This window comes from Sporosarcina contaminans (assembly GCF_042679045.1).
Classification (GTDB): Bacteria; Bacillota; Bacilli; order Bacillales_A; family Planococcaceae; genus Sporosarcina; species Sporosarcina contaminans.
On sequence record NZ_JBHTLT010000022.1, the window covers coordinates 14,309 to 39,906 of the forward strand.

25 protein-coding genes and 1 tRNA gene are annotated in these 25,598 nt (G+C 42.0%); 2 read left to right on the forward strand and 24 right to left on the reverse strand.

Annotated elements, in window-relative coordinates; genetic code table 11:
- Window positions 1–13 precede the first annotated feature (13 nt).
- Window positions 14–2,437, reverse strand: coding sequence for a SpoIIE family protein phosphatase (locus tag ACFQ38_RS04935; protein ID WP_381479931.1), 2,424 nt, complete (start codon window positions 2,435–2,437; stop codon window positions 14–16).
- Window positions 2,438–2,843: 406 nt separating this feature from the next.
- On the opposite strand from ACFQ38_RS04935, the gene ACFQ38_RS04940 reads away from it, so the two are divergent.
- Window positions 2,844–2,917: transfer RNA gene (locus ACFQ38_RS04940), tRNA-Met, on the forward strand.
- A 38-nt stretch (window positions 2,918–2,955) separates the two neighbouring features.
- On the opposite strand, the gene ACFQ38_RS04945 is transcribed toward ACFQ38_RS04940, so the two are convergent.
- From ACFQ38_RS04945 to ACFQ38_RS04980, 8 genes are all read right to left on the reverse strand, one after another.
- Window positions 2,956–3,438, reverse strand: a complete 483-nt coding sequence (locus ACFQ38_RS04945; protein WP_381479932.1) for a DinB family protein — start codon at window positions 3,436–3,438, stop codon at window positions 2,956–2,958.
- 147 nt (window positions 3,439–3,585) lie between these two features.
- Window positions 3,586–4,002, reverse strand: coding sequence for a S1 domain-containing RNA-binding protein (locus ACFQ38_RS04950; protein WP_336824284.1), 417 nt, complete (start codon window positions 4,000–4,002; stop codon window positions 3,586–3,588).
- Between the two features lie 129 nt (window positions 4,003–4,131).
- A complete protein-coding gene (locus tag ACFQ38_RS04955; RefSeq protein ID WP_381479933.1) occupies window positions 4,132–4,545 on the reverse strand; it encodes an FtsB family cell division protein in 414 nt (137 codons plus the stop codon).
- 54 nt (window positions 4,546–4,599) lie between these two features.
- Window positions 4,600–5,067, reverse strand: coding sequence for a spore cortex biosynthesis protein YabQ (gene yabQ, locus ACFQ38_RS04960; RefSeq protein WP_336824286.1), 468 nt, complete (start codon window positions 5,065–5,067; stop codon window positions 4,600–4,602).
- Window positions 5,064–5,360, reverse strand: coding sequence for a sporulation protein YabP (gene yabP, locus ACFQ38_RS04965; protein ID WP_336824287.1), 297 nt, complete (start codon window positions 5,358–5,360; stop codon window positions 5,064–5,066). The genes yabQ and yabP overlap by 4 nt, the downstream gene beginning before the upstream one ends.
- Before the next feature lie 417 nt (window positions 5,361–5,777).
- Window positions 5,778–6,068 (reverse strand): RNA-binding S4 domain-containing protein, encoded by a 291-nt coding sequence (locus ACFQ38_RS04970; protein ID WP_336824288.1) that lies wholly within the window; start codon window positions 6,066–6,068, stop codon window positions 5,778–5,780.
- A complete protein-coding gene (gene yabN, locus ACFQ38_RS04975) occupies window positions 6,065–7,522 on the reverse strand; it encodes a bifunctional methyltransferase/pyrophosphohydrolase YabN (RefSeq protein WP_381479936.1) in 1,458 nt (485 codons plus the stop codon). Before yabN ends, ACFQ38_RS04970 begins: the two co-directional genes overlap by 4 nt.
- Window positions 7,523–7,527: 5 nt before the next feature.
- Window positions 7,528–9,120, reverse strand: a complete 1,593-nt coding sequence (locus ACFQ38_RS04980; RefSeq protein ID WP_381479937.1) for a putative polysaccharide biosynthesis protein — start codon at window positions 9,118–9,120, stop codon at window positions 7,528–7,530.
- Window positions 9,121–9,444: 324 nt separating this feature from the next.
- Here ACFQ38_RS04980 and ACFQ38_RS04985 point away from each other — a divergent pair, with 324 nt between their 5' ends.
- Window positions 9,445–9,993 carry a GNAT family N-acetyltransferase gene (locus ACFQ38_RS04985; RefSeq protein ID WP_381479938.1) on the forward strand — a complete coding sequence of 183 codons (549 nt, stop codon included), beginning with the start codon at window positions 9,445–9,447 and terminating at the stop codon, window positions 9,991–9,993.
- A gap of 1,233 nt (window positions 9,994–11,226) precedes the next feature.
- Here ACFQ38_RS04985 and spoVT read toward each other — a convergent pair.
- The 15 genes from spoVT to rnmV form a co-directional block, all read right to left on the reverse strand.
- On the reverse strand, window positions 11,227–11,763 hold the full coding sequence (gene spoVT / locus ACFQ38_RS04990) for a stage V sporulation protein T (protein WP_336824292.1): 537 nt from the start codon (window positions 11,761–11,763) through the stop codon (window positions 11,227–11,229).
- Window positions 11,764–11,852: 89 nt separating this feature from the next.
- Window positions 11,853–15,386, reverse strand: coding sequence for a transcription-repair coupling factor (gene mfd, locus ACFQ38_RS04995; RefSeq protein WP_381479940.1), 3,534 nt, complete (start codon window positions 15,384–15,386; stop codon window positions 11,853–11,855).
- 231 nt (window positions 15,387–15,617) lie between these two features.
- Window positions 15,618–15,848, reverse strand: coding sequence for an anti-sigma-F factor Fin (locus ACFQ38_RS05000; RefSeq protein WP_336824294.1), 231 nt, complete (start codon window positions 15,846–15,848; stop codon window positions 15,618–15,620).
- Window positions 15,849–15,933: 85 nt separating this feature from the next.
- Window positions 15,934–16,506, reverse strand: coding sequence for an aminoacyl-tRNA hydrolase (pth, locus tag ACFQ38_RS05005; RefSeq protein ID WP_381479953.1), 573 nt, complete (start codon window positions 16,504–16,506; stop codon window positions 15,934–15,936).
- Between the two features lie 283 nt (window positions 16,507–16,789).
- Entirely contained in the window at window positions 16,790–17,410 is a 621-nt protein-coding gene (locus ACFQ38_RS05010) for a 50S ribosomal protein L25/general stress protein Ctc (protein WP_381479941.1), read from the reverse strand.
- An 83-nt stretch (window positions 17,411–17,493) separates the two neighbouring features.
- Window positions 17,494–18,453 (reverse strand): ribose-phosphate diphosphokinase, encoded by a 960-nt coding sequence (locus ACFQ38_RS05015; RefSeq protein ID WP_336824296.1) that lies wholly within the window; start codon window positions 18,451–18,453, stop codon window positions 17,494–17,496.
- A gap of 14 nt (window positions 18,454–18,467) precedes the next feature.
- Entirely contained in the window at window positions 18,468–19,838 is a 1,371-nt protein-coding gene (gene glmU, locus ACFQ38_RS05020) for a bifunctional UDP-N-acetylglucosamine diphosphorylase/glucosamine-1-phosphate N-acetyltransferase GlmU (RefSeq protein WP_336824297.1), read from the reverse strand.
- A 293-nt stretch (window positions 19,839–20,131) separates the two neighbouring features.
- Window positions 20,132–20,416 (reverse strand): septation regulator SpoVG, encoded by a 285-nt coding sequence (gene spoVG / locus ACFQ38_RS05025; RefSeq protein WP_336824298.1) that lies wholly within the window; start codon window positions 20,414–20,416, stop codon window positions 20,132–20,134.
- 210 nt (window positions 20,417–20,626) lie between these two features.
- Complete coding sequence (locus tag ACFQ38_RS05030) at window positions 20,627–21,001, reverse strand: RidA family protein (RefSeq protein ID WP_381479943.1); 375 nt, start codon at window positions 20,999–21,001, stop codon at window positions 20,627–20,629.
- Entirely contained in the window at window positions 20,998–21,831 is an 834-nt protein-coding gene (gene purR / locus ACFQ38_RS05035; RefSeq protein WP_381479944.1) for a pur operon repressor, read from the reverse strand. The genes ACFQ38_RS05030 and purR overlap by 4 nt, the downstream gene beginning before the upstream one ends.
- Before the next feature lie 279 nt (window positions 21,832–22,110).
- Entirely contained in the window at window positions 22,111–22,977 is an 867-nt protein-coding gene (ispE, locus tag ACFQ38_RS05040) for a 4-(cytidine 5'-diphospho)-2-C-methyl-D-erythritol kinase (protein ID WP_336824301.1), read from the reverse strand.
- A gap of 327 nt (window positions 22,978–23,304) precedes the next feature.
- The gene (locus ACFQ38_RS05045) at window positions 23,305–23,490 is read right to left on the reverse strand and encodes a small, acid-soluble spore protein, alpha/beta type (RefSeq protein WP_336824302.1); all 186 of its coding nucleotides are present in this window, start codon (window positions 23,488–23,490) and stop codon (window positions 23,305–23,307) included.
- A gap of 118 nt (window positions 23,491–23,608) precedes the next feature.
- The gene (gene veg / locus ACFQ38_RS05050; RefSeq protein ID WP_336824303.1) at window positions 23,609–23,875 is read right to left on the reverse strand and encodes a biofilm formation stimulator Veg; all 267 of its coding nucleotides are present in this window, start codon (window positions 23,873–23,875) and stop codon (window positions 23,609–23,611) included.
- Between the two features lie 145 nt (window positions 23,876–24,020).
- Entirely contained in the window at window positions 24,021–24,914 is an 894-nt protein-coding gene (gene rsmA / locus ACFQ38_RS05055) for a 16S rRNA (adenine(1518)-N(6)/adenine(1519)-N(6))-dimethyltransferase RsmA (protein ID WP_336824304.1), read from the reverse strand.
- Window positions 24,907–25,467, reverse strand: a complete 561-nt coding sequence (rnmV, locus tag ACFQ38_RS05060; protein ID WP_381479945.1) for a ribonuclease M5 — start codon at window positions 25,465–25,467, stop codon at window positions 24,907–24,909. Before rnmV ends, rsmA begins: the two co-directional genes overlap by 8 nt.
- Window positions 25,468–25,598 lie beyond the last annotated feature (131 nt).

Sequence of the window (25,598 nt, forward strand, 5' to 3'; positions counted from 1 at the left end):
CGTACAATATAGTTTATCCGACGACCTTTTCCCGGGAAATAAATCGGCTTCCCAAGGTTTCTTTGGCATTTGGCTTAATTGTCTGCCATTTCGGCAATACATGATCTACCCTCATGACTAAAACGGTACGATCATCATCGACGACTCCGTGTTTCCGTTCCATCTCATGCATGATCCGATCCGCAATCGTTTCTGCGGTTGCATGTTGATGTCTTTCTAATATACCGTACAATGTCTCTTCTTGCTTTTCAATCGTTACCCCTCCATTGAACATCCCGTCCGTCAACATGACAATTAAATCGCCCGATTTCAATTGTTCATTTTTCGCTTCTACTGAAAATGATGGCAGGAATCCTACAGGGACAGAGCGACTATCGAGCCGCAGAAAGTCTTGTCCCCTTTTTATATACGTACTCATCGACCCCGCTTTCCAAGACCAGAGCCTTCCGTCCTGCAAATCAATCAGTGCTAAATCCAATGTCGCATACATATCATCCAATCCATTTAGTGACATAATGTAATGCAATGTATGCATCGCTGTTTCCGGATCCATTTTCCGATTCAAGCATTCCCGCATTAGTCGAATTACTTTTCTGCTCTCTCGGTATGCATTCAAGTCTTGACCCATGCCATCCGACAGCAGAACTGCGGTAAGACCGTCGTGAATCGGAAATACTTCATATGCATCTCCCGCCTGAAAAGTCCCCCCTCCTGCTGTTGCAACAATGCCATATTCCAAGGAAAATCTTACAGCGGATGAAAACGTCAATTGAATATGAGGGAAAGGATCTTGCTGCGCAGATGATTTCTCCACTTTAAAAGGTTCGTTATACATCTCCTCCAATATTGGCAGAATAAGCCGTTCCGCCACTGTCGTATCCGTTTCATAATCAGATCTTCTTTCAGGTATCGAGCAAACAACGCGATGTGAACCGGGTTCTTCCGATAAAATGTCCACTTGGAAAAACTCAATACCTTGACTCTTTAAGCGATTTGAAAACTCTTCCTCTGAATGTTTATGAATCGACAGCTCCCCTTTAATATCATTCATTACTTTTTCAAGATGGTTGCTCATATCTCTTAACTGCAGTGCCAACATTCTCCTTCCATGCTGCAGCTGGCCCATTAACAACCGATTTGCCGACTGTTCCTCCATTTCTTTAATTAATCCGTTGAAGCGTATGCATTTATATTTAATTTTCTCCTCCACCCGATGCCTCGCCGCTTTCTTTGTAGCGGAGTATGTCATGTCCCATTCATTCAATAAATCCGGCATTCCTTCATTGCCCTCCCAACACTTCGAATAACGGAAGCAAGACTGGCATATGGTTGGAATGGGGCGCGCCTCTTGAGCTTCATTTGAAGGGATTCGGTCACTGACAAGGTTGGACATGAATTCTGCAAACTGTTGAAAATCAGATAATTGTTCATCTAAACGATCCGCCATCCATTTTTGCCGTTTCTTAGAAAGATCCTGTTTTTCCGGATAAATAATATGTTTAATTGGCTCTACTATTTTTGTTGGAATCATAAAAAATAGAATGGTTGCCACGCCAATGGATATAAAATGGGATATATCTAATGGGAGCATTAAATCATATAGTAAGAAAAAGACAGATACCGCAAAGGCTCCCGTTGCAATACCTAATTTGCCCAAGCGTTTCATAGCCCCGGCCAATAAACCGGTCATGCCATAGACGGCCATCATTCCTGTAAATGAAAGTTCTGCAATGCCTGCAATCGCTGCAATCATCATTGCGATTGTCGTTGAAAATGGCAGTCCGCCAGATAGTGCAGCTAATAGTATTGTCAGATGAAGCAATACTCCCGAAATAGATACTGGACCGATCATTAATCCACCCATCCCAGTCGTAGCCATCGTCCCGATAATGCAAACAGCCCCTAGTCTTTCAGGTGTCCACTTGCCATAGAAAATTCGTTCTGATTGAGGGAATGCAATAAAAAGGAAGAACGTCATGAACAGAGCCAACACTGCTTCAAAACCGATCGTCAACTGGATCGGCACAGGCGTATGGCCGCTATACATAATGAACTGCCATAACACTTGTACGACAATTATTGTGCCGGCTACCGTCAAGGGAATTGATTTTCGGAAAAACGGATGTTTCACGACGACCGTAAATAATATGAGCTCAAATAAATGAATGACGGCTTGTCCAAGTCCTAAGAAAGCACTTCCGGTCATCCCGCCAATAAAGACCCATAATAAATATTTACGAAAACGGGTCTGTGCAAGTGCCCATACCGGCAAAAAGAACGGAACCGCCGTGTCGAACAAAACTGCTTGAGATAAGAAAAATGAAACTAATAAAAATAGAGCCGTTAACAAAATATGCATCTTTCGTTTTCCAATTGATTCGATCGTCTGCCTGAATTGACTGCTAATCGGTCTTTCCAAATTACCTATCATCTTCATCTCTACATTCCCCCTATGTTTCCTTTGCAACGAGTATACATAGAATTGACAGAAGAATTTGTCCATTCGTGACAGGTCAACTAAAAAACCTTTCGACTATTTACGAAGGTTTTTTATCATTTCGATGACAGATAGAGCCATTCAATCAAAAAATCTTGAACGTCAGCCACTTATATTTTGTATAAGCAATGAACAATAGTTAGAGGAAAACCCCTTTGCTTACGCAGTCTTCTTCACTATTTGAGGATGCGCAAAAACTTGGCGAATTAAATGGAATTTAGAGAGTTTTCTACCTATCTATAAGCCGATAATATTCTACTCTATAAACTCAAAGTATAGGTTGACAGACCGCCCCGGCGCATGTATTATGAGTATTGTTGTTCTGAAAAACATATTCAGACATAATGGCGGCGTAGCTCAGCTGGCTAGAGCGTACGGTTCATACCCGTAAGGTCGTGGGTTCGATCCCCTCCGCCGCTATATAGAAAAAAGCAGCTCCTATATAGGAAGCTGCTTTTTTATATACCATTACTATAATTGTTTTCTACAGCAGGTCTCACCGATTCAATTTGCTCCTTATGATGCAAATCATGGTGAATAAAATCTGAGAAATATTCACGTATTGACAATGCATGTCCGCCAATTTTAAACGATTCGTCCCACTGAGAGTCATCTATCTTTTTTAATGCGTCGATATTTCTTTGTCTTTGTTTCTTTGCATATTCAATCGTTTCGGCAAATGTCTGCTTACGGGCCAAACTTGCAGCAGCATCATTGAAAGGCCCCCACGGAACATCCTCAAGCTCCTTTCCTTCTTTCATGTCCGGTAGCCGTTCTTCTCTTGTAAAGCGATCCCATTCAGCCATATGCATTACGATTTCATTTGGCGACCACTTTCCCTCTTTATACGGTAAGGAAGCAATTTGCTCGGGTATCGTTTTTAACGACTCCATCCAAATGATATAGTCATTCAATTTGCTAAGAACTTGTTCTTTCTCCATAAATTCTCCCCCTTTTGTATAATTCATTCGCCAAAAAAGAAGAAATTCCTCTAAAAAATAAAAAGCGATTCTATAGCCGAAAATCGACTATAAAATCGCTTTTGTGATCTATTACAAACTTACTCATAGATTGAAACAGCCAGCAAGTTATCCTCTTCTTGCACCACGGCCACCACGTTTAGACTCAGTTGCTCTCTTCAGAGTAGATAAACGTTCTTCACTGTCTTTCATAAACTTTGCCATTTTTTGCTCAAAGTTTTCTGGACGGTCTTGGTTTGGTCGACCGCCGCCGTGACGAGGACGCTGAGGGCGTTGAGGGCGTTCGGATTCAGGCTTCGCTTTACGAATCGACAACCCGATCTTGCCATCTGTTCCGACATTCATCACTTTCACTTCAACCATGTCGCCTACTTTTAAATGGTCATTAATATCTTTTACATAATTGTCCGCCACTTCACTAATATGGACCAGACCAGTTGAACCGTTCGGCAGCTCAACAAATGCCCCGAAGTTTGTGATTCCTGTAACTTTCCCCTGTAACTTGCTGCCTACTTCAATTGACATAAAAAAAATGCTCCTCCTTAAGATTTAAACGGCCCCTTGTTAGAAGCCTTTTTACCGTATGGGCGAGTCCTGCAAAATTGCAAGATCCTTACTTTCATTATAGCCAACAAAAAAAGAGTGTCAATAAGACTACTCTTTTCCGTCATCTTTTTTATCTGTCTTTTTCTTTTCAGGAACCGAAAAGATAATTTCATTTTTATCCGACAGGAAATATTCTTTTCGTGCAAGCTTGGCAATGTACTCTTCATCATCCAACTTCACAAGCTGCCTCTTGAGCATCTCCTGCTCTTCCTGAACTTCGCTTAGTTGTGCAAGCACCTTTTCTTTTTCAGCTTCTTTTGCGCTCAATGTCTGCTTTTGCTGGATAAACGTATTCGTTAATCCTCCAAATACGACGAATGTGATAACAGCGTAGACAATAAGCCTTTTTTGAAGACGTCTTTTCTGCTTATGTCTCCAAATTTCTTTTTTACGCAACGAGCGGACATATTCAGTTTCAATCGATGCAACGGTTGCGGATGGTTTCCTATTCCTTTGCTCCATGTCCTGCACTCCCTCTCATTACAACAGAAATTCGATAAGTCTATTAATTATACCTTATCCTTTAGTATTTTTAAAGACTTTATTCGAAATGTAATGATATAGCAATGTAAAAGGGGAGATGATGAGAAGAATGATTTTTATAATCATCCGTACAATAAAACGGATTATGTTGACGATTAGGCGGATGACGAATACGATCGGCCTAATCACCAACAGTTGGATCACTCTTCCAACGAAGCGGAAAGGACGATAGAATACAGACGCATACAGTAACATTCCAGAAATTTGTGCAAATGGATCATACATTCTCCAAGCTCCATCCCGAACAAGAAAAAGAATATAGAAAGACGCGCTGCCGATGATGATCCAACCAATCACTTCAAACCATACGGCATGTCTACGGATGAAGGACCCTTTCCGTGTTGCTGAAACGCCGGTGCCGATCAAGTCCATTATTGCTCCGGCACCTATCCCTGTCCCGATCATCGCAAGCAAACTAAGAAACTGGACAGAGAGGCTCATCCAAATAATTTATGGAGGAAATTACGAGACCCTGACTCTTCTTCATCGTACTGTATTGTTGCTATCGTTCCCTCCAATGTGAGAAGACCCTTATCAACGTCTAAATGGACGATGCGCAGCTCCTCCCCGCGAATTTGCAAAACACCTTGCGATGTCCTTACGATAAACTCCTCTTGATCAAAACGATCAATCGTTTTTACAGATGTAATATCCATTCGTTTTCTGTTTCGCATCGTGACGACATGATCACCCGATGGAATTGCGTATGTTGGACTATCCGTCTGGATTTGCATACTATTCCTCCTTTGCTTGTACGTTCACAGCCATCTTATGCGGGAGGATAAAAAAACATGACAGGGAATTTTCCTGTCATGCCAGCTTGTTGACAAACGCTCGCATACTGCGTTGCTCGCCTCGCTCGTCCCCTCATGAACCTATAGTTCTATTCGGGTCTTCGCTCGACTTCGCGCCTTGTCTGACAAGCGTTTTCAAGCCAAGCTGGGCAAACACCTTTCTCATGACTACAAACCTTTAAATGACTGTAGACAAAGTGAAAAGATACTTTGTCTACAGTCTGACATGACAGGGAATTTTCCTGTCATGCGAATTGATTTCTATGCGTTCCAATGGTTGCTGATAAGCCAATTTCCAAATTAATAATGAAATACTGCACGGACAGACAGCTATGAAATGACATAGTTGCTTGCTACTTAATCTTCATCATCGATAAATTCCGGTTCCACTTTTTCAAGCTTTTCCTCTTTTAAAATTGTATACATCGATGCGGCATCTTCTTTTTTTGTCGATTCCTTTAGTTCATCGACTCTTGCCGTAACAACTTTTTGCCCGAATCTGATGGACAGTTCATCACCTGCTTTTACGACCGAAGAAGCTTTAGAAACTTTTCCGTTAATTGTAATTCTTCCTTGGTCGGCCACTTGCTTTGCTAACGTTCTTCTTTTAATTAGCCTCGATACTTTCAAAAACTTATCTAATCTCATTTCTTTTCCCTTCCTTTCGCTCGCTGCCAAAATTCTTCCAATTCATCTAATGTATAGTTTTTAAAATCGCCTCTACCTGCTTTAACACATTGCTCAACATAGCTGAACCGCGATTTGAATTTTTGATTGGCATGCTGCATCGCCTCTTCTGGTGACAGCTTTAAGAAGCGGGATAGATTGACCAATGTAAAGAGGACATCCCCCAACTCATCCGTTTGGCTCTGCTTCGTTCCATTCGCCACTTCTTCCTTGAATTCCTGCCATTCTTCCTCAAATTTGTCAAAAGCACCTGATATGTCTGGCCAATCGAAGCCGACTTTCGCTGCTTCCTTTTGGTAATTGAAAGATGTGAGCAATGAGGAGCTATGACGCTCTTGCCCTTCCAACAGAGTTTCAACGTGTGGCTTCTCAGCTTTTTTGATTTCCTGCCAATTCTTCAAAACTTCATCGGAATTTTCCACATTTCGATCACCGAATACATGCGGATGGCGACGGATCATTTTTTCTCCAACTGCCTGTAAAATGTCCTCCATTGCAAAATAGCCATTATCTTCCCCGATTTGCGCATGCAAAAATACTTGCAGCAGAACATCGCCCAACTCTTCGACCATTCCTTCATCGTCCTCTTGATCGATCGCTTGTAATAGTTCATGCGCTTCTTCAATCAAATAGCGTTTCAGCGATTCATGTGTCTGTTCACGATCCCAAGGGCACCCATCTGGGGCACGTAGTGCAGCAATGATTTCTCTAAATGCAGACCATTCCTTCAATCGCCTTTCCCGCTCGATAACCGGCGGCACATATACTGTCGTCAAATTGTCGATTTCCGTCTCGCGATCAAGTTCGAATAACGGCACTGTGCGGAGTTTTTCTGATGAAGAACCCGCTGCTGTTACAATTGTAACTGGATGATCGTATGCATACTTTTCCATAAGGGATAGCTTCACTTCGGAAGCAACAAATGCGTCATATACTTGTCCAATGAGCACATGTTGTGTCATCTGTACATCATCGCGCTTCATATCCGTTCCATCTACTAGCTGGAACCCTTCAATCGGATCAATTCGCAACGCCGCAAAAATCGGATCTAAAAAGCTGTTTCCGCCGGCAAACTGTAATTTCACGAAGCCTTCCCTTTCTTTTTCGATCAAAAGCTGCACGGTCCGCTCGGCTACTAACGGATGTCCAGGCACAGCATACGTGATGTGCTTTTCTTTAGATAGGGCCAACAGCCTCTCTGTTATTTCTTCATAGACTGTTTCAAACGCATCGTTTTCCACATACACTTCATCAAAGCTGTCGATTTTTATTCCTTCCGCTCTCAATTGCTCAATTGCCGGGTGTTGTTCCGTCCTAACAATAAGAAATTCCGCTTCCTTCAATTTTCGGTAGATACCTAAAGATAATTGGTCTAAGTCTCCGGCGCCAAGGCCGATTATTGTGATTGTATTCAATCCGTTCACCTTCTTTTTTTAGTAAGCCATAACTGAACATACGCCAATCTTCTTCCGAACGGCAGCAAATACCATTCTTTCTCCGCAAACAGGCGCACTTTCATAATGATGATCAGAAATACGGATGCACCTAAAACTACAGCTGTCAAAGCTGTCAAGGCCGCCCCTATCCGGGAAGAAATGTTATCGAATAGATATCCGTCCGCTATGATCATCCATGGCAAGATGACTGCCGCCATCGCTACAGTTGCTAGTAACAGCCAACTGTAAAATCGCTTTGATGCTAAGTTGAGCGGCCACACTTTTTTAAAATAAAATAGCAGTCCCACGGCAATTATGACGAAGCCGATATTGCCGGCGATTGAAGCGCCAATAATATCGTATCGCGGAACGAGTAGTTTGTTCGCAAAAACCTTTACAGTTAGCCCGACAAAAAGCAATAACGTTGGTATTTTCACTTTCCCTGCCCCAATCAGAATAGCTGTCAACGGCAAGATGAGCGACAAAAAGAAAATTTGGAAGCAGAAAATGATGAGCGCAACGGAACCGTCCCGTGTTTCAAAAAGCATTTCATTTACATAGGGAAGAACGAGCGCTAGACCCATTGCAGCAGCCCATCCAAAAAGAAACGCGGTTCTATAGGTTAACTGAATAAACGGCTCCGCACCTCTCCCTTCTTTTTTAGAAGAGTGATGGGCAATTAGCGGTACAATCGCTAACGCTAATGTTGAAGAGATTAAAATCCCCATTTGAACTAGCGGCTGTCCCCGGTCGTAGACGCCCTTCAGTTCCATAGCTGTCTCACTAGTAATACCTTTCGCAAGCAAACTATTGAAAACCGTGAAAGAATCGACAAGCTGAAATAACAGTAAAATAAGGGAACTTGCGCTAACACTTAAACTGATGAGCGTTAGTTCCTTCACGATGTACCATCCGTTAACACGCTCAGCAGGACCTTTATATTCATTTCTGTAAAATAGCAGCAAAGTCAGAACGCCCATCGCTTGCCCGATTACCGCACCCCACATCGCCACTTCACCCGTTCTATAAAATGAAGCACCGGCACGCACAGCTATCCATGTCCCAATCAAAATAATCGAGACGCGGAATACCTGCTCAGCAACATTCGATACAGCAACGGGCGTCATATTCCCTGTCGATTGGAACGATCCTTTCAATACTGCAAGCATCGGCATGACGAGAACGATATATGCACCTGCACGCAGCAAGGAAGTTAGTTCAGGATCCCCCATTGAACTTGATAGAAATGGAGCGAAAACCATTAATAAAGTAAAAAACAATACGGAAAGGCCCGACAAATAAAGCAAGGCGATGCGTTTTACCGTTTTGGATTCACGTTCACTTTTGCTGCTCGCAAGTAGCTTGGACACCGCGACAGCAAATCCATAGGATGTCCAAATGATGAAAATCCCGATAAACGGATACACTTGCTGATAAATATAAAATCCTTTATCGCCTACTAAATTTTGGAACGGAACTCGATACACCGCGGCAAGCAGCTTGACGATGATGGCCGAAATCGTCAAAATCGACGCACCTTTCATGAACGTTTTCATATTCCACTCTTTGCTGACCATTGTAATTCCTCGTTTACTATAGATTAGCCTTATTATATCATCGGCAAATTTACTCGTTAAAGCGATTCCAATTAAGAGGAATATAAACAGTCTATCGGAACACCAAAAAGAAAGCGATTCATTTGAAGTTTCGCAGCTCAAATGAATCGCTTTCCTGCAGAGCTTACGATTTTGTTTCTCATATTAAACAACGATTCTAAAAATAAATAGATTGTTTTTTCGAGAAGCGCTATATAATAGATTGATAACCAGTTGTATATGCTCTGCCTTTTATATTCTATTTTTCTTAGCCAAATACACTGACAGCATTGGGGGTTAAAGATAATGGGTTTTCCTTTATTAGAAACAGACAGGTTACAATTGATTCAAATAAAAGAGGAACATGCATGTCCTTATTTTGAAATTATGTCTAAAGATGAAGTTACGAAATACTATGGGATGGATAGCTTGCAAAGTATAGAGGATGCTACAAAAATAATCCAATCCATGCAAAGCACCTATGAAAGCAAAAGAGGCATCCGTTGGGGGATTGTATTAAAGGAGACAGGCGACTTTATTGGAACAGTCGGTTTGAATAATCTTAGCACATGGAGCAAGAAGGCTGAGATTGGGTATGAACTGCACCCTTCCCATTGGAATAAAGGCATAACGAGCGAAGCCGTGAAAAAGGTATTACACTATGCATTTGAAGATTTACATTTGTCTAGAATGGGTGCCGTCACGTACCCGGAGAACGTGTCTTCGATACGCTTATTACACCGATTTGGTTTTGTTCAGGAAGGCTTATTAAGGGGATATCTCTATCAAAATAATGAATCTCACGATGCGCTCATCTTTTCATTGTTGCGGACGGAGTATAATGATAGCAATTGAATGAATTGTAAATACGACAATTTCATTGATTGATCGCCCCGATTATGATTCATAGCTTATCCAATCCGATACAGAAAGCAAAAAGTCACTTTTACAAATTACTCGTTGGTTAAAGGCGACACTTTGGAAAGAAGCTCGGTAATGGTTACGACAATTTAGGAAAGTTAGAGGCCCATAATGATGAACCTCTAACCGATTCCCTTAGTCTATTTGTAAATAACTATGGACAGCGCTACCTCTATTAAGGTAATTGTCTTTTCGGCAAAATTTTATATATTTTTAAACCGAATACTCAATCATTTCTTTATGCAACATTAGTGATATGGAGTGAAACTTATAGTGTAACAACAGCGCAGGCGCCTTCCAAGCGGCAGTCGAAGCCATAAGACTGTCAACGTGCAAACGCTGGCGAGGCTTATAGCGGGAGGCATCCGTTAGCGCCGAAGCGGATTATCAAAGAGAGAGTAGATAGATTTATGCGTTTGCATCTGACTTTATGAGTGGGACGGAAGCAGTTATGCGTGGAAAAGCAGTTTTATGCGCGGCAAATAGGAGTTAAGCGTCTCTGTATCGTTTTATGCGAGCTTTATAAGCGTTATGCGTTTCGAATCCAATTTAATGCGTATTGAATGGTGGTTATGCGTTTCTGTAATTATTTGGGGAGAAAAGAATTATAAGTGGAACAACAGCGCAGGCGCCTTCCAAGCGGCAGCCGAAGCCATAAGACTGTCAGCGTGCAAACGCTGGCGAGGCTTATGGCGGGAGGCATCCGTTAGCGCCGAAGCGGATTATCAAAGAGAGAGTAGATAGATTTATGCGTTTGCATCTGACTTTATGAGTGGGACGGAAGCAGTTATGCGTGGAAAAGCAGTTTTATGCGCGGCAAATAGGAGTTAAGCGTCTCTGTATCGTTTTATGCGAGCTTTATGAGCGTTATGCGTTTCGAAACCAATTTAATGCGTATTGAATGGTGGTTATGCGTTTCTGTAATTATTTGGGGAGAAAAGAATTATAAGTGTAACAGCAGCGCAGGCGCCTTCCAAGCAGCAGCCGAAGCCATAAGACTGTCAGCGTGCAAACGCTGGCGAGGCTTATGGCGGGAGGCATCCGCTAGCGCCGAAGCGGATTATCAAAGAGATAGTAGATAGATTTGAAGGCAATTGAATAAATCGCGGATATATTAATGAAAAACAGCCCACTTGCACCGAATTTTTGGTGCTTGCAGGCTGCTTTTTATTGTTCCATTTGTTTTGCGAGGAAGTGAGCCGCTGTTTCTGCTGCTTTTTGTTCAGCTTCCCCTAAAAAATGCACTTTGGACAGTAAGTAAACGGCTCCAATCGTATCGCCGCCAGCAACAATTGGCATGATGCAATATGATTTAACCTGTTCTACTTGTCCTGGTACCCATTCAACTGCTTTTTCAAGTTTTTCCATTACCATTGTGCGTCCAGACAGCACTTCTTCTACATCCGGAGTCAATTGCCTGTTTAAATAGTCCTTTTTCGATAAACCGGATACCGCGATCATTTCATCTCGATCGCTAATGAGAGCGGGCGTGCCTAATGTTTCATATAGTGTTTCTGCATACTCCTTCGCGAATTGACCTAATTCGGAAATAGGGGAGTATTTTTTTAAAATGACTTCTCCATCCCGGTCAGTGAAAATTTCCAGCGGATCTCCTTCTCGAATACGGAGGGTTCGTCTAATTTCTTTAGGAATAACAACCCTTCCCAAATCATCAATTCTCCGCACGATACCTGTTGCTTTCATGCATGATGCCTCACTTTCCCAAAATTGAAAACCGTCTTCCGTTCGGATATAGTATGCTTCATGCATGGACATTTTATGCAACAGTACCTTTACACGGCATTAGAGTTTTGTTCTTTCAACGCATTCTTTAGAATTTCCATCATTTCCTCTACAACATCGAACTCGGTCATTTTTCCAACATGTTTTTCGTCAATTGTTAGGATGAGTTTGCCTTCTTCCATTTTAAAACCAATTGCACGGCCAAATTTCATTGAATCCGATACAACTTTTCCGCCGTCAACACGGTTTGTTCCTTCCTGCGAAAGGATGATTTCAATAATGGATCGCTGTTTTTTGATGGATTCAACGCCTGCCAGTCTTCCCCACGCTTTTATTCTGCCAACACGAAGCAATAGATCAGCCTCTAAAGGTAAATCTCCGAAACGGTCTGTCATTTCATCGACAAGCTCTGTGTAATCTTCGTCCGTCTCTATTGCTTTTACTCGTTTGTACATTTGGATTTTTTGGAAGCCATCTCGTATATACGTATCTGGCAAATAAGCGTTAATTGGCAATGAAATTTCTACATCAGGAATTTCTGATTTCACAATGCCCGTCTGTTTTTCTTCAATCGCTTCTTGCAGCATTTGAGAATAAAGATCAAATCCAACCGAATCGATAAATCCATGTTGCTGGGCACCTAACAAGTTCCCTGCACCGCGGATCGATAAATCCCGCATGGCAATTTTAAATCCAGAGCCTAATTCAGTGAATTCCTTAATTGCCTGTAATCGGTTTTCCGCAACTTCTGTCAGCACTTTATCCCGCTGGTACAAGAAATACCCGTAAGCTACTCTATTGGATCGGCCAACACGCCCTCTGAGCTGATAAAGCTGTGAGAGGCCCATACGGTCTGCATCGTGGACAATCAATGTATTGACGTTCGGAATATCAATTCCCGTCTCAATGATCGTTGTCGTTACAAGAACATCGTATTCTCCTTCGAGGAAAGATAGGATAACGGATTCAAGCGTAGATTCTCCCATTTGGCCATGTGCAAAAGCAACGCGGGCATCTGGAACCAACTGCTTGATTTCATCTACCTTTTTCGCCATATCTTCGACGCGATTATATAGATAAAACACCTGTCCTCCACGTGCCATTTCACGTTCAATCGCCTCCCGGACAAGCGGCAAATTATGCTCCATTACATACGTCTGCACAGGGAATCGATTCGCTGGCGGCGTTTCAATAACAGACAAATCGCGCACGCCTAACATAGACATATGCAAGGTACGCGGTATCGGCGTTGCCGTCAACGTGAGGACGTCCACATTTGATTTCAATTGCTTAATTTTCTCTTTATGAGTTACACCGAAACGCTGCTCTTCATCCACAATCAGCAGCCCTAAGTCATGGTAAACGACATCTTTAGATAAAAGACGATGCGTCCCAACAACGACATCAATCGTTCCAGCTTTCAATCCTTTTAATGTTTCCGTCTGCTCTTTTTTTGTGCGGAATCGATTGAGCAATGACACCTCGACCGGGAATCCGGAAAAACGCTCTTTCATCGTTTCATAATGCTGTTGAGCCAAAATGGTCGTCGGCACTAAAAAGGCAACTTGCTTACCATCTGACACCGCTTTAAAAGCCGCTCGGATGGCAACTTCTGTTTTCCCATAGCCGACATCTCCACAAAGCAAACGATCCATCGGACGCTCTCTTTCCATATCCTGTTTTACTTCAATAATGGACCTCAGCTGATCCTCTGTTTCGTCATACGGAAAGGCATTTTCAAATGCCCGTTGCAAATCGTCATCAGGAGAAAATGCATATCCCTTCTCTGATTCCCGCTTTGCGTATAATTTGATCAAATCGTCTGCAATATCCTTTACTGCCGTTGTTACTTTCTTCTTTGTCTTCGTCCATTCAGTGCCACCCAATTTATGCAGCTTCGGTTCCTTTTCACCGGAGGCAACATACTTTTGGATAAGATCGATTTGATCTGCCGGAACGAATAGTTTATCTTCGCCTCGATATCTAATGTCCAAATAATCTTTATGGACACCATTAACTTCCAATGTAACAACACCATAGTATTTACCAATTCCGTGATGGACATGTACGATGTAGTCACCGGGCTTTATTTCCGAATAGCTTTTAATTCGTTCAGCATTCGTCATCTTTTGAGGGCGCGACTTTCGCTTTGTCTTCCCTTTGAACAGCTCGGCATCTGTTATGATAGCAAGGCGCTGAAAAGGCAATTCGAATCCCGCGGACAAGTCACCGTCTAAAATGGTTAAAGTTCCACCTTCTTTGGACGGCTTTGTGTTTAGCGAGAATTTCATATCATAATCCGCTAAAATCGCTTGGATCTTTTTCATCCGTTCCTCGCCATCAGCTATGACGAAGACATTGTATTTGCCTTGCTTCCATCGTTCAATTTCATTTTGCAATAAATTCATTTGTCCGTGAAATTCCTGCATTGGTTTACAGGAAAATGTAACCGTTTTTTTCAATGTTATTCCCGGAATGGCACGAATGAAAAGAGAGAGATATGATTTTTGTTGCTCGATCATTTTATGCATTTCATCAAAAGAAAAAGAAATTTTAGCATCGTGGAGGATTTTCCCCTCTTCTAAAAGGGTCAGATACCACTCCTTCTCCTCGGATTCGAGGGCATGTGCCACTTCTACAATCCTTCCAATTTCATCGAAAAGAACGACACCATTTTGCGGAAAGTAATCCCCTAAGTAGGCAGGCGGATGATCGGCAAATGAAATATATTTCATCATGCCATCAGGTATAATTCCTTCTTTCAACAAACCAATGTCTCGGTTCATATTTAGCATAAGCAGTTCTTTTATTTCATCTTTTTTAATCTTTTTCAAACTATTACTAAGCGCTTGTTCAAGGTTCGTTCCTATTTTAGCTAACTCTTCTTGACTAAAAATAAATTCAGTAGCGGGCAATATCGTCACGCGATCCAATTTTTCTATTGATCGTTGATCATCAGCCGAAAAAGTACGAATCGAATCTACTTCCGTGTCGAACAGTTCAATACGGATCGGGTTTTCCAATGTTATAGGATATATATCTAAAATACCGCCACGCAATGCAAAATCCCCAGGAGTCGTCACCATCTCCTGACGTGAATAGCCCATGGCAGATAGTTGATTTGTCCAATAATGAACATCTATCTCTCCGTCTGCTTCAACTGACAACGAACTTTTCAACCATTGTTCCTTAGCGGGCAGCAGTTTTTTCATTCCTGCAACAGGCGTTATATAAATACCTTTACCTACACGTAATAGATGATCTATCGTGTCAATCCTGTTTGCACGAAGCTCATAGCTTGAAATGGAAAAATCTGCTGCGATCAGTTCTTCCGCAGGGTAAAGATGAACATGCGTTTCCCCAAGCATTTTGACCAAATCATCATATGTGCGTTGCGCCTGCAGCATATTCGGAGCGACGATCAAAATCGGCTTCGCCATAGATTGCTGCAAAGCTTTGAAAAAGACAGATTTTGCACCGCCAGACAAGCCGGATAAAAGATGCCGATCCTGTCCGTCCTTCAGATCTTCCACAACATTATGAATCTCTTTTTCTTGTAAAAATATATCTATAAGCGCATCCAATGATCTTGTTCCTCTCTTTATAAAAAATCGATCTCAGCTCGGCATAAGGGAATCCGTATTTTTACACGCTCTCATCTACCGAGGAATTTATTTTTATTCATCTGTGACGACGCGAAGAAATCATGCACTCCTTCGCACCTCATCATTTTGTCCGTAAACTACACCACTGAATAAAAATAATTTAAAGTAGAAAAAGCTTTGTGCGCTTATTTTGCGCCAAAGCAGAAACCTCTATTGTAACCATTTTTTTAAAGCGTAATAATTCGGAAACATTCGCAATGATTGTTCGCATTGTTCGCAAATGCATTTGACCGTCATGGATCCGTCTTGATCGTATTCCAAGAAGTGATCCCCTTGTCCTTCATCAGACTTTTTCAAGTCATTGATGACGTCCTTCACGGACTCGAACGGAATATTTCCGATCTCTGTGTTGCAATGTCTGCAAGCATAACGTATCGACATGTTCATCGGCCCCTTTTTATGAAAGTATAGGCAGATGACAATACGATTATTCCTTTAAAGTGCAACGATTCATTTCACAATGATTCTAATTTTCTTTTTGCTGATTAAATGTATTCATAACTTCCAAAAACGGCTTTTTCAACCATTCCTCACATGCGTCCGCACTTCTTTGCACCATATCCTCAATTAGAGGTAATTCTTCTTTGCTAAAAGTAGAAAGGACGTAATCAGGAACTTTCATGCCACCTGTCGGGCGGCCAATTCCCATGCGTACACGATTAAAAGTTAATGTCCCAATATGGGCAATTAACGATTTCATGCCATTATGGCCCCCAGCGCTCCCCTTTTGGCGCAACCGCAATTGACCAGGTGCTAAATCAAGATCGTCATACATTACGACAATGTCATTTACGTCAATGTCATAGTAATCCATCAGTGGCCTTACACATTCACCAGAAAGGTTCATATAAGTTAAAGGCTTCACTAATAACACTTTGCCTTCTGGCCGATGAAGGATTGTATAGGATCCGTTGAATTTCAATTGCATTGGAGGAGCCGCAAATCGCTCGGCTAACTCATCAATAACTTGAAATCCAACATTATGACGCGTCTTTTCATATTGTTTTCCCGGGTTACCGAGGCCGATCATCATTTTCATATTTCGTCTTCCTTTGCGTTCTTTTGAATGAATCTTTGGCATAATTGATCCTTCATATAGAATCAAACTTTCTCATATAATTCCTTTCATAATCAAAAGTCTTTTGCCAAAGGTTTAACTTGAATCGGCATGGTGTATCGTCTCTCACTATTTGAAATGCTTTTAGACAGTTGTCACAGTCGCGTGATTTCTACACCTGACGTAGTGCAATTGCACAATCAAGTTACAAAGCAAAAAGGGGCGCACGGCAAATCGTGCGCTCCTATTTATTCTGTTATCCTGCTTATGCTTCTTCTTTTTCTCCGATGACTTCTGGCTCTCCATCTGTTGCATCCGCTTCATCCAACTCTTCCTCTGTTCGAGGAGCAGAAATGGAAACGAGAGCAAAATCATCATCGTTTAGAATTTCAAACTTACTTTTTTGGCGAATATCTCCGACTGAAATCGTTTCTCCAATTTGCAAATTAGATACATCAACTTCAATGTTTTCCGGTATATCTGAAGGTTTTACTTTGATTGTCACCTCGCGATTAGGCTGCTGGACAATTCCGCCTTCCTTTTCACCGATCGATTCACCTGTTAAGTGTATCGTCACTTCGACTTCAAGCTCTTCTGTCATATTGATTGCTAAAAAATCCGCGTGGCGGATGTCGCCTTTAAGGGCATCTTCTTGGTAGTCGCCCAAAACGACATTTAATACTTTGCCATCGACGTTTAGCTTTATGACGCCGTTGCGTCCTACTTCACGCAATGTGCTGATCAGGTCTCTTTCCTGTATGGCAATTGGTGTAGACTCCGTTTGATAACCATATACAACGGATGGAATATAACCATCTTTTCTTAATGCGTTTAATGCAGATCGTGTTTTAACTTCTCTTGATTTCGACTGAATTGCTGTACTCATACGTTTAGTCACCTTTCCAGAAAAAAGTTATTCTAACTATTGAAATACCCAAAATCAGACGACATTAAACTAAGGTTGGTAGATTACTCAAACAATGTGCTGACGGATTTTTTCTCGAATACTCGAATGACCGCCTCGCCTAAAAGCTTCGCGATTGACAGCTGTTTGATTTTTGGTGATTTTTTGCTTTCCGGCAATTCGATCGAATTCGTAATGATCAATTCCTTGATCTTTGAATTGTCGATTCGCTCGATGGCAGGGCCGGAAAGTACAGGGTGTGTACAACAAGCATACACTTCCTTGGCACCATTTTCGATAATCGCGTTCGCTGCGATTGTAATTGTGCCAGCAGTATCGATGATGTCATCGATTAAAATAGCTGTTTTGCCTTCCACATTACCGACAATATTCATCACTTCCGCTACATTCGGTCGCGGACGACGCTTATCAATAATTGCAATTGGTGCTTTCATGCGGTCGGCCATTTTACGGGCGCGTGTTACCCCGCCGTGGTCAGGAGAAACAATGACTAAATCGTCCCCTTCCAAGCCTTTTCCTTTGAAATATTCCGTCAAGATCGGTTCTGCAACTAAGTGATCGATCGGAATATCAAAGAAACCTTGAATTTGCGGTGCATGCAAGTCAACAGCAATCACTCGAGTTGCACCAGCTTTTTCAAGAAGGTTCGCGACAAGCTTAGCCGTGATCGGTTCGCGTGAACGTGCTTTCCGGTCTTGGCGCGCATAACCATAATAAGGCATGACGACGTTGATCGTACGTGCAGAAGCACGCATCAATGCATCGATCATAATCAGGAGTTCCATCAAATTGTCATTGACAGGGTTAGACGTGGACTGGATGACAAAGACATCGCAGCCTCGGATACTTTCTTCGATATTGATTTGAATTTCACCGTCACTGAATCGTTTGACGGAGCACTTGCCAAGCGGGCGCCCGATTTCATCAGCGACTTCCTTCGCAAGTGATTCATTTGAATTTAAAGAGAATATCTTCAGTTTATCGTTAGGATAATGATTAGCCATCATGGTCCCCCTGTTTATTTTAGATTTAATTTTGTTACGTAACCTTCTTTATTCTCCTGCCGTGCACGACCAATTGCAAGTGAATGATTAGGTACATTTTTTGTGACGGTCGAGCCTGCAGCAACATACGCCCCTTTTCCAATAGTTACTGGAGCGATTAAGTTGGAATTGCAGCCTACGAATGCGTCATCTTCAATTGTTGTTTTATGCTTGTTTTTTCCATCATAATTCACTGTTATCGTGCCACAGCCGACATTGACATGGGTACCTACATCCGCGTCACCGATATAGCTAAGATGAGAAACTTTACTGCCTTCACCTAACTTTGATTTCTTCACTTCAACAAAATTGCCTATTTTGACATTGTCGCTGAGATTGGAATCCGGACGGATATGTGCGAACGGCCCTATTGTCGTACTTGACCCAATCGTACTGTCTCGTATGACTGACGAATGAATGGTTGTTTCATTGCCGATTTCACTATTGACGATATGGCTGTTTGGACCAATTACGCATTTTTCACCAATTATAGATTGACCCTCTATCATTGTACCCGGTTGAAGCACTGTATCACGGCCGATTTTGACATCAACACCGATATACGTATTGCTTGGATCGATAATTGTGACACCGTTTCGCATATGATTTTCTGCAATACGGCGGCGTAATACTGCTTCAGCTTCCGATAGGATGACACGATCATTGATGCCAATCGTTTCACTAAAGTCGTCTGTGACATACGCAGCTATAAGCGCATTTTCATCCTTCAAGATACTGATCACATCAGGCAAGTAATACTCACCTTGCGCATTGTCATTTTTCACTTTTTTCAAAGCTTCAAAAAGTGCGCGGTTATCGAAACAGTACGTGCCAGTATTGATCTCAGTCACCTTGCGTTCTTCTGCTGTTGCGTCTTTATGTTCGACATTGCGCAAAACATTGCCATTTTCGTCACGGATAATACGTCCATAGCCTGTAGGATCATCTGCATTTGCAGTCAAAATCGTCGCTTTTGCATTCGTTTTTGTATGGTGATCCAACAACGATTGCATTGTTTCGGATTTAATGAGCGGAGTGTCTCCGCATACTACGAGCGTAACGCCTTCCAAGTCGCCTAATTTGCTTTCCGCTTGCTGGACAGCGTGTGCAGTGCCTAATTGCTCCGCTTGAAGGGCATATTCGCTTTTATCGCCAAGCGTCCCTTCTACCATTTCAGCACCGTGGCCAATAATGGTAACGATTTTATCTGCACCGATGCCAATTACATGATCGACAACATGTTCGACCATCGGCTTTCCGCAAACAGGATGTAAAACTTTATATAAATCGGACTTCATTCTTGTTCCTTGTCCTGCAGCAAGGACGATTGCATATGTATTCGTCATGTGCTGGCCCCCATCCATAATTTCATTATTGACTATAGCTGAAAAGTATATTTTTTTCAACTATCCCCACTTGACAAGGATTATGTTTTATTTTACTATTATTCGTTTCATTTTCCTAATCTGTTTATACGATTTGCTCATCGCCTGTAAAAACAAAAAAGCTGCTCCATATTCGGGCAGCTTACAATCAGCGCAGGAAGTTAATAGAATGCAATTATGCACATTCATATCCGGAATTTACAAACTCGACCCCAATCGATTGATCAAGTTTACCAGACCATTGAAGTATGTTGTTAAGCTCCCGCCTCTTCAAGAACTCCTTCCTCTTCTACCTGGTGATAAGCAGTTAGGATTGCTTCTTGAATTTTTGTTCTCGCATTCGAGTTAATCGGGTGGGCAACGTCCCTGAATTCTCCTTCAGGTGTCCGTTTGCTTGGCATCGCTACAAATAATCCTTCATTCCCCTCAATGACACGGATATCATGCACGACGAATTCCCCATCCAACGTGATCGATGCAATCGCTCTCATTCTTCCGTCTGTTTCTACCTTTCGAAGCCTGACATCTGTAACTTCCATTCTCTTTACCACTCCCTTTATATTTACAGGCACACCGTCTATATTCTACAAAAGTATTTAATATCCTTTGTTTTTTCCAAAGTTTTTTTACCCGGTTTTCATTATTGCAAATTCTTAATAAATAGGACTATAGAAGAAAATCAATAAAAGTGAGGAAGGAACTATATGAATCGCAAAAAAACTGTTCCACAGTAGCGGAACAGTTTTTTATTAATCAATTTTTGCGATGACTTCAATTTCAACCGGCGCATCTTTTGGCAATCTCGCTACTTCCACTGTAGATCTGGCAGGAGTGTGGGAGCCAAAGTGCTGTGCATACACATCGTTAAGCGCCGCAAACTGATCCATGTCTTTAATGAATACCGTTGCTTTAACGACTTTATCAAGTGATGTGCCCGCCTCTGCTAATACAGCTTTCAAGTTTTCAAATACTTGGTTTGTCTGCTCTTCAATTGTTCCCTCAACGAGCAAACCATCCGGCGTCATTGGAAGCTGTCCTGAAGTGTAGACAAATCCGTTGGAAATGACAGCTTGTGCATAAGGCCCGATTGCTTGAGGCGCTTTTTCAGTAGCTACATATTTCATAACACGATTCCACCTTTCTCAAAATAATTTCCTTCTTCCAACTCAATTGTACGGTCTTTCTCGTTTACAGCGTGCAATTTAATGAGCGATATATAATCATCTACTAAAACTTCTTCCGTATGCTCTGCCTCGACAAGGACGGCAGTGCCAGCAAGTTCACAATCAAACTCTTCCAATAGATTTTTCATACCGATCATCGTGCCGCCCGCTTTCATGAAATCATCCGTAATCAATACTCGTTGACCGCTTTTCATGCTTCTTTTTGATAATACCATTGTTTGAATTCGACGTGTCGACCCTGATACATAATTAATGCTGACGGTCGATCCTTCCGTCACCTTACTATCTCGACGAACTATGACGACCGGCACATTCAAATGCCTTGCAATGGCGTTAGCAATAGGGATTCCTTTAGTCGCTACAGTCATTATGACATCCACTTCCGTTTCTGCAAAAGCGGAAGCAAACACTTTCCCAATGCGATCCATCATTTTAGGATCGCCTAAGAAGTCTGTCATATATAAGTAACCGCCAGGCAACAATCGATCAGTATGACTCAATATCCCTTTCGTTAGTGCCATTACTTCCCTTACTTCCGTTTCCGTTACTGTCGGGATATATTTGACACCTCCGGCAGCTCCAGAAACAGTAATTAACTTTCCAGTTCCATTCTCTTCAAACGTTTCTTTAACGATGACCAAATCTTCACTGATTGACGATTTGGCAGCTTGGTAACGTTGTGAAAAAAACGTAAGCGGAATTAACGAATGCGGATTTTCTAATAAATGACTTGTCATATCGACAAGTCGTTCGCTCCGTTTCCATTTCATAAAAAACAACTCCTATCAATCACGCCTCTGCGCCCGGAATTTTTGGGCTCGCTCTCAATCTTCTTTTGACGCTATCTCTCGAGGATAAACTGCCTCTGGGCTTTTTAAACCCCAAAATCCACAACATCCGCCGAAGGCTTTATCTTTGTCCAATTGTTTATTGAACATTAGCCGAATAGAGAACGATGTGTCACTCATCCCGCTAACCATATATGGGCGGAAGCCGCAATATGTATTAATCCGAATGTTTTAATTGAACATTAACATAATTGTACGTGTTTAATCAAGGTTGAGCCGTTCACCTAACATGCGAACAGCATGCACATCTGAACAAAAGCCTTTCAAGCCGTTATAAATACGGGATACTCGATACTCGTTTTTAACAAATCCAAACACCGTAGGACCGCTGCCACTCATTAAAACAGCGTCTGCTCCGAATTTTTCCATCTTCTCCTTTAAATCAACAACTTGAGGATATAACCTCATCGTTACCGACTCTAAAACATTCCCTACAGAACTGCACATCTTGTCGTAGTCACCTGATTTTAGAGCTGATATCATCGCTGAAGTGTCCGGATGGGCAATTGAATTCAAATCAAGGTTGCGATAAATATCTGCAGTAGAAACAGAGATGGAAGGTTTGGCTAAAATGACCCAACAATTTGGCGGAGCTTTTAAATGCTCAATTTTTTCTCCCCTACCTGTAGCAAGCGCCGTTCCACCGTGAACACAAAAAGAAACGTCCGAACCAATAGTAGAGCCGATCTGAGCCAATTCATCCGCACTTATGCCAAGATTCCAGAGACGATTCAATCCTCTCAAAACTGCCGCTGCATCAGAACTGCCCCCAGCAAGGCCTGCGGCGACAGGAATCTTTTTATCAAGCGTAATTTCAACACCCTTTACAACGCCGTATCGTTTTTTCAAAATTTCCGCGGCTTGGTATGCCAAGTTTTTCCGATCATTCGGCACAAACCGTTCAGAAACTTTGATTGTTATTCGGCCATCGTCCGTTTGACGCAGCCAAACACGATCCGCCAAATCGACTGTCGTCATGATCATCTCGACTTCATGAAAACCATCCGGACGTTTATGTAAAACATCGAGCGTCAGATTAATTTTTGCCGGTGCTTTTTCATACAACATCCAGCTTCCTCCATTCCAGCTTGTCATGTTCCCCTATTTTACCATAGGCCGTTCAAATTGTACCCGATAAATTCGTTCTTGGACGGAAATGGAACTGACTTGATTCGAAACGATTATTGGCTGGTCAAATCGACTCCGTTATAGGGAGAAACTTGGTACCAGTTACACAGAATTACGTACATCGGTCGCTCCAAACATCAATGCAATGATCCAAAGTCAAACTTCTACATTAAACGATGCTGTATAGAAAAGGCTGTCCAAGAAAGCTCCGCTTGGAAACTTTCCGGACAGCCTTTTTGTCAGCCGTTCATGAGATGAAAGGTGAATCTATCCGTTATTATTTCTTTCCGCCATTCCACGCTCTGCCATTTTGATGGCATGCTTAACCATATTACCGGCGTCTCGGGACTTGATGCCTCCCCAACCTTCTCGCTGAACAACATCGTAAAAGCCAAGCTCTTTCGCAATTTCCTCTTTCAAGTGCTCAGACATAATACCACGTCTTCTCGCCATTCGGTTTACCTCCTTTTCGACTGACAAAACTAGTATGGACATATAGAATAAAAAAACACCTATGCAAATGAATGCATAAGTGTTTTTAAAAAAATAAATTGAAATAGAAATGCTATACTTATTTGATGACAAATGCTGTCGCATCGCCATCATCCAGAACTGTTATTTCGACTGCTTCAGTCAAAATATCTGCGTAGCTGTAAGATACCCTTTCAAAAGCATTTTCGTCCTGGTCCAGTTCTACAACAAAAACTGCCCGATACGTCTCACGTAGGACACCGGCCCGTTCGATTGTTTTCTTACGGCCGCCGTTTGCTCTCAAGTGCAAACGTTTCCCTAAGTGAGCATCCAATGACTTCTTAATGTCCGCTAATGTTTTCGGCATGTCGCTTACACCTCACTGGAAATAAGTATAACACTTTTAAAAAGTTCTGTCAATTAAAATAGAAATTTTAACAGTAACACAATCCTTTTGTCAATTGTTTTTTTACAATTATTGACCATTCTCTTCCTGCATCGCCACAATTTTGTTAAGATTTGTGCGAAAAATGGAAATCCCTGTAGAGAGCATTCGATAATTTCCCAAACTCTTCGATCGTCAAAGTTTCTCCTCTTCTAGCCGCTTCAATCCCGGTTTCATTCAAAGCCAATAAAATATCTTCTTTTTTCGCTTTTCCGTCTGGCAACGAAGTCTGCAAATTGTTCAACAAAGTTTTTCTACGCTGAACAAAAGATCCTCTTGCGACTTCAAAAAGAAATTCTTCATCGATGACATCAACGGGCGGTTCTGCCTTCTTCGTCAATTTCAAAACAGCAGATTCAACATTCGGTTGTGGCATGAATACCGTTTTAGGCACAATCATTGCAACTTCAGCATCCATATAATACTGAATAGCAATGGACAACGACCCATAAGATTTCGTGCCTGGCTCAGCTGTAATACGATCTGCAACCTCTTTTTGCATCATAATCACCATACCGCGCAATGGTATTCGTTCCAATAAGAATTTCATAATGATTGGCGTTGTAATATAGTAAGGAAGATTGGCAACGACTACTATGTCATCATAGTCTGACAACTTTTCATCGATGATCTTTTGCACATCAGCCTCTAAAATGTCTTGATTAATTACTTCCACGTTATGATAAGGAGAGAGCGTATCCTTTAGCACAGGAAGCAATCGGCCGTCGATTTCAAAGGCAACAACCTTTCCCGCTGCTCTTGCAATATGTTCCGTCAAAGCACCGATCCCCGGGCCGATTTCAATGACCCCTGTTCGCTCAGTCAACTCTGCATGGCCTACGATGTTCCGCAAAATATTTGGATCAATTAAGAAATTTTGCCCCAAGCTTTTTTTGAATGAAAATCCATGCTTTTCCAATATTTCTTTCGTCCGTATAGGTGTCGCAATATCTTTATTCATTCGCTTCTTCCTCCTCTAACACTGATAGGGCCTCCTTTAATTGCTGTTGCCCGATCCGGAACATCTCCAGCCTCTTCTTCAATCCTTTGCCATTCACATGCCCGATATGCAGCAGCTCGCCAATCCGTTCACGTCTTCTTTTCGCTTCAGGATGGCCGATCAGCCTTTCTTTCAATAAAAGAGCTAGTGGAATTTCTTCCACCTGTTCAGAAGCTGTAGTATAGACTAATTCCAAAGCTTTACGAATATCTTCATCTGAAGCATGCTCAATGCCAAGGCTCTGCCCATTTTTTGCAATCGTTTTGGATTTATTCAAAAAAGCGTGTTTTACGCCTGGAATTTTTTCTTCAATAATAGCCCGAATTCTTCTCCCCGGATAATCGGGATCTGTAAATACAATAACGCCACGAGCTTCATACGCCAGTTGAATTTGCCTTAATGTTTTTTCATTAATAGCTGAACCGTTCGTTTCGATCGTATCCGCCCCAGTCGCACGCCGAATGGCTACCGTATCCGACTTTCCTTCCACAACGATAATCTCTTTGATTTTCACATGCATCCTCTTTTCACCATTTCACTATCTTTTAATTTTACGATGTCCACAAGCAGAAGTACAATTCTTCAATGCACAGAGATTGTAGAACGCCGATCCACACGTAACAATGCCTTATGCAGTCACTCTGC

Excerpts from the sequence above, each read along its gene's own strand:
- ACFQ38_RS04985 (WP_381479938.1), top strand. The coding sequence starts at position 9,445 with ATGGGTTTTCCTTTATTAGAAACAGACAGGTTACAATTGATTCAAATA.
- spoVG (WP_336824298.1), bottom strand. The coding sequence starts at position 20,416 with ATGGAAGTTACAGATGTCAGGCTTCGAAAGGTAGAAACAGACGGAAGA.
- ACFQ38_RS04935 (WP_381479931.1), bottom strand. The coding sequence starts at position 2,437 with ATGAAGATGATAGGTAATTTGGAAAGACCGATTAGCAGTCAATTCAGG.
- ACFQ38_RS04980 (WP_381479937.1), bottom strand. The coding sequence starts at position 9,120 with ATGGTCAGCAAAGAGTGGAATATGAAAACGTTCATGAAAGGTGCGTCG.
- ACFQ38_RS04970 (WP_336824288.1), bottom strand. The coding sequence starts at position 6,068 with ATGAGATTAGATAAGTTTTTGAAAGTATCGAGGCTAATTAAAAGAAGA.
- spoVT (WP_336824292.1), bottom strand. The coding sequence starts at position 11,763 with ATGAAAGCAACAGGTATCGTGCGGAGAATTGATGATTTGGGAAGGGTT.
- ispE (WP_336824301.1), bottom strand. The coding sequence starts at position 22,977 with ATGTTGTATGAAAAAGCACCGGCAAAAATTAATCTGACGCTCGATGTT.
- veg (WP_336824303.1), bottom strand. The coding sequence starts at position 23,875 with ATGCCGAAAACATTAGCGGACATTAAGAAGTCATTGGATGCTCACTTA.
- yabQ (WP_336824286.1), bottom strand. The coding sequence starts at position 5,067 with ATGAGCCTCTCTGTCCAGTTTCTTAGTTTGCTTGCGATGATCGGGACA.
- rsmA (WP_336824304.1), bottom strand. The coding sequence starts at position 24,914 with ATGAATAAAGATATTGCGACACCTATACGGACGAAAGAAATATTGGAA.
- ACFQ38_RS04955 (WP_381479933.1), bottom strand. The coding sequence starts at position 4,545 with ATGGAGCAAAGGAATAGGAAACCATCCGCAACCGTTGCATCGATTGAA.
- pth (WP_381479953.1), bottom strand. The coding sequence starts at position 16,506 with ATGAAAATGATGATCGGCCTCGGTAACCCGGGAAAACAATATGAAAAG.
- ACFQ38_RS05015 (WP_336824296.1), bottom strand. The coding sequence starts at position 18,453 with ATGGCTAATCATTATCCTAACGATAAACTGAAGATATTCTCTTTAAAT.
- yabP (WP_336824287.1), bottom strand. The coding sequence starts at position 5,360 with ATGCAAATCCAGACGGATAGTCCAACATACGCAATTCCATCGGGTGAT.
- ACFQ38_RS05000 (WP_336824294.1), bottom strand. The coding sequence starts at position 15,848 with ATGTCGATACGTTATGCTTGCAGACATTGCAACACAGAGATCGGAAAT.
- glmU (WP_336824297.1), bottom strand. The coding sequence starts at position 19,838 with ATGACGAATACATATGCAATCGTCCTTGCTGCAGGACAAGGAACAAGA.
- ACFQ38_RS04950 (WP_336824284.1), bottom strand. The coding sequence starts at position 4,002 with ATGTCAATTGAAGTAGGCAGCAAGTTACAGGGGAAAGTTACAGGAATC.
- ACFQ38_RS04945 (WP_381479932.1), bottom strand. The coding sequence starts at position 3,438 with ATGGAGAAAGAACAAGTTCTTAGCAAATTGAATGACTATATCATTTGG.
- purR (WP_381479944.1), bottom strand. The coding sequence starts at position 21,831 with ATGAAATGGAAACGGAGCGAACGACTTGTCGATATGACAAGTCATTTA.
- ACFQ38_RS05030 (WP_381479943.1), bottom strand. The coding sequence starts at position 21,001 with ATGAAATATGTAGCTACTGAAAAAGCGCCTCAAGCAATCGGGCCTTAT.
- ACFQ38_RS05010 (WP_381479941.1), bottom strand. The coding sequence starts at position 17,410 with ATGAGTACAGCAATTCAGTCGAAATCAAGAGAAGTTAAAACACGATCT.
- ACFQ38_RS05045 (WP_336824302.1), bottom strand. The coding sequence starts at position 23,490 with ATGGCGAGAAGACGTGGTATTATGTCTGAGCACTTGAAAGAGGAAATT.